Raw genomic sequence first — 2,982 nt, forward strand, 5'->3', positions numbered from 1 at the left:
ATGTTACGTGGTCGCGCCGACGGAGGAGCAGCGGAACCGCGGCGGCTACGGCATCGGGCAGATGCCGACCTTCGAGGGCCTGCTGCTGTCCTACGGTCCCCGCGGCAACGTCACATGGTCCCACCGCTATTCGTCCGAGTGGCGCGACAACCAGGAATAGGTCCGGTCGGCGCCGGCTTGTTGCGCAGCGATGAAATCTGGCTCGGAACAGCCACATACTTGAAAGCTTGTCACCCCCCGTCCAGAGCGACCGACGATGCGGTTGCCCTGATGGAGTGGACGGCCCCCGACGGCATCGAATCTGCCAGATTGAGGTCGTTGTGGATCTCAAACGAGGAGGCCGTCCGTGAAACAGCTTAGTCGAATTGGTATGGACACGTCCAAGCGAGTGTTTCAGTTACATGGGGTGGATGCATCCGAGCAGGTCGTGCTTCGCAAGAAGTTGCGGCGTCGAGAGCTGGAGGGGTTCTTCGCCGCGCTGCCGCCGACGGTGATCGGGATGGAAGCCTGCGGGGGAGCGCATCATTGGGCGCGGGCGTTGCAAGGCCTGGGGCATGAGGTCAAGCTGTTGCCGCCGCAATACGTGAAGGCCTATGTAAAGCGGGGCAAGAACGACGCGGTGGATGCCGAAGCGGTGTGTGAGGCGATGAGCCGGCCGACGATGCGCTTTGTGCCGGTGAAGACGGCCGAGCAGCAGGCGGCGCAGATGCTGGCGAGCAGCCGCGACCGGCTGGTGCGTCGGCGCACTCAGTTGAGCAATGCGATCCGTGGCCATGCCGCGGAGTTCGGATTGGTCGCCGCCAAGGGTCTGGACAAGATCGAGCCGCTGCTGGCGCGCCTGCAGGCGGAGGAGACGCTGCCGGACCTGGCGCGGGCGCTGTTCGCCTCGCTGGCCGAGGAATACACGCAGGTGCAGGCCGAGCTGACGAAGATGGAAGCCCGGCTGATGGCCTGGCACCGGCAGAATGAGCCGAGCCGCCGGCTGGCGCAGGTTCCCGGCATCGGCCCGATCGGCGCCACGCTCTTGGCGCTGAAGGCCCCCGATCCCCACAGCTTCCCGTCCGGCCGCCACTTCGCGGCGTGGATCGGGCTGACGCCGCGCGATCACTCGACCGCCGGCAAGACCAGGTTGGGGGTGATCACGCGCGCCGGTGACGAGGCTTTGCGCTCGACGTTGGTGGTCGGCGCGACTGCGGTGATCCAGCAGGTGCGACGCGGCAGAGGTTCTCCCTCGCCGTGGCTCATCGCGCTCTTGAAGCGCAAAGAGCCGAAGGAGGCCGCCGTGGCGCTGGCCAACAAGATGGCACGCATCGCCTGGAAGCTGATGGTCAGTGGGGAGCCTTACGATCCCCGTCATGCTGTCGCCGCCGCCGTGGGGCAGACAGTCTAATCGGATCGGCGGCAGGCGACAGGACGCTTGCCGCTGAGGCCGGCGCTTGCTCGAGACGGAGCAGATGGTGCGATCGATCGATTCGACATGCGAGACAATCCGTGGAATCCAGTGGCATTCGACACCGTTGCCCTGTGTGGAACTCGCATCGCGGAACCCATCTTGGCCAGCGGTCATGGCGACCGCCACAAACAGGCCGGACATATGGGTGCAAGCGATCCGATCACAACCTCTCCGAACTCTTGCAGGCCGGGGGCCGTCCACATATGGATTCCCGCTTTCGCGGGAATTACAACCTGGGTGTCCTGACATGTGAATCCCCGCTCTATTCGGCCACGGCCTGCGCGCTCTGCGCCGGCGGGCTGTCGATGTTCACGAGGATGCCTTCGCGCAGCTTGAACGAGCCGGCGGCGGCGATCAGGTCGCCCTCGGCGACGCCCTCGGTGATCGCGATGTCGCCGTCCCGGACCGGTCCCGTCCGGACGATGCGCTGGCGCGCCCGCAACTGGCCCTGCTCTTTCGCGAGAACATAGACGTACTGTCCGAAGGGTGCGCGCCTGACGGCTGTCAGCGGCGCGAACAGGGCCGCTTGCGGTGCCGACGTGACGGCGACGACGTCGACGAAGGTGCCCGGGCGCAGCGCTTCGCCGAGGCCGCTGACGGTGGCGCGGAATCGGACCGTCCGGCTGCTGTCGTCCACGCTGGCGTCGTCGGCGACGATCGTGGCGGTGGCCGTGCCGCCGGGAATCTGCGGCGCCGCGAGATTGACGGTTGCGCCCGGTCCGATCGCCGAGGTCGCGTCCTGCGGCAGCGAGAAGTCGACATAGGCATTCGCGTCGACGCCCTGGAGCATGGCGATGCGGGTGCCGGCGTCGAGATAGGCGCCGGGTTGCAGATCGGTCAGCCCGATGCGGGCGCGAAAGGGGGCCCGCAGCGTCTTCTTCTCGATGCCGATCCGGAGACTTTCGACGCGAGCGGTCGCCGCCGCGGACTCCTCGCGCGCCCGATCGAGGTCGTGCGCGGAAAGAGCCTGGCTTCCGCGCAGCCGGTCGCGCCGCTCGAAGGTGAGGCGCGCCATCCGGGCCTCCGCCTCGGCGGCCGCGAGCGACGCTTCTTCCTGGCGCGTATCGAAGCGGACGAGCACCTGGCCGGCCTCGACGATATCGCCGGACGAGAACGCCACCGCGGCGATGGTTCCGGCCAGCTCGTTGCGGATCTCGACCTGGCGCAGGGCGACGACCGTTCCCACCGCCCGTGCGGACGCCGTCCAGTGACCGCTGCGCACGCGCACGGCCTCGACCGCTTCCGCGGCTTCGGGAGCGGCTGCTGCCGCCGCCGTCGCCGCCTTGATCTCGGCATACTTGTAGAAGCCCAAGCCGCCGGCAACCGCGCCGGCACCCAGGATCACGACCACCCAGGCTAGTATCCGACCCGACATTCCCATCCCCGTCTTACCTCGCCTAACGACGTGCCGCTCGCGCCCGGAGGCGCCTCGCGTCCGAAAGTTTGACTCGCTCCTTGCGGCCTATAGACGAACAGACCGCCTCGAAATCGACATTCGCGGCAAAGATTGTTGTCGCATCCGGAGGAGT

Annotated in this window: 2 protein-coding genes; one reads left to right on the plus strand and one right to left on the minus strand. The window is 67.3% G+C overall.

Features of this window, described 5'->3' with window-relative positions; all coding sequences use genetic code 11:
* Positions 1 to 346 precede the first annotated feature (346 nt).
* A complete protein-coding gene (locus ACT4N8_RS10245; RefSeq protein ID WP_444858032.1) occupies positions 347 to 1,390 on the plus strand; it encodes an IS110 family transposase in 1,044 nt (347 codons plus the stop codon).
* A 325-nt stretch (positions 1,391 to 1,715) separates the two neighbouring features.
* Here ACT4N8_RS10245 and ACT4N8_RS10250 read toward each other — a convergent pair whose 3' ends face one another.
* Positions 1,716 to 2,804 (minus strand): efflux RND transporter periplasmic adaptor subunit, encoded by a 1,089-nt coding sequence (locus ACT4N8_RS10250; RefSeq protein ID WP_444858033.1) that lies wholly within the window; start codon positions 2,802 to 2,804, stop codon positions 1,716 to 1,718.
* Between the last annotated feature and the right edge of the window lie 178 nt (positions 2,805 to 2,982).

Source organism: Sphingosinicella sp. (assembly GCF_052387495.1).
In the GTDB taxonomy this organism is placed as follows: domain Bacteria; phylum Pseudomonadota; class Alphaproteobacteria; order Sphingomonadales; family Sphingomonadaceae; genus Allosphingosinicella.